1 protein-coding gene is annotated in these 656 nt (G+C 61.7%); it reads left to right on the top strand.

The window, feature by feature from the left end; all coding sequences use genetic code 11:
• Positions 1 to 656, top strand: a 656-nt coding sequence (locus ACFQ00_RS20035) for a hypothetical protein (RefSeq protein WP_381495341.1), incomplete at both ends; no start/stop codon positions are given.

Raw genomic sequence — 656 nt, forward strand, 5'->3', positions numbered from 1 at the left:
CTTGCAGCAGGCGATTGCGGCGTACACGCTGGCGAGCGTGTATCAGGGTGCCTATAGCGACGGTCGTTACCGGAGCCGTTTTGGTTATCAGCGTTCGACGGCGAACAGCTGGACGGCGGCGTGGAAGCTTCGCGACATTGCGCTGAATGCGTCTGGTCCGTTGCTGTGGCCGAAGGAGCGTTCGCTGAAGATGACGAACGACATGATGGACGACTGGGAGAAGCAGATCGCGGCTGTGGATGCCGGCACGGATGCGGATAGCGTGATGCTGCGTCTGATTGGTTCGATTGACGGGCAGAGCGGGCTTGGGATTTCGAACTTCATGTCGCAGGGTTATGGTCCCGAGGCTGCCTATCTGTGGGCATCTGCGGGCCGTCCGAAGATGCTGGAGCGGCTGGCGCGCCAGATGGTGCTGCGTTTTGGCTATATTGGCGGAACGCGGGGTGTGTACGGTACGGCTTCCGGGTCTGCATTCGGCGCGCGCGCCACATCGGGCGGGCCGATCACGTACAGCACCGTTGATGGGCTCGTGTCGTACGTCAATGCGAACAGCACCTATCCTGCGGATAGTTTTGATGGCGCGGCGCAGCACACGGTGATGCGGGCTTACTGGCTCCTCCGCCTTGCCAAGGATGCGCAAGCGCGCGGCTGGATAT

Origin of the sequence: Sphingosinicella xenopeptidilytica (assembly GCF_042676985.1) — a bacterium.
Lineage (GTDB): Bacteria > Pseudomonadota > Alphaproteobacteria > Sphingomonadales > Sphingomonadaceae > Sphingosinicella > Sphingosinicella xenopeptidilytica.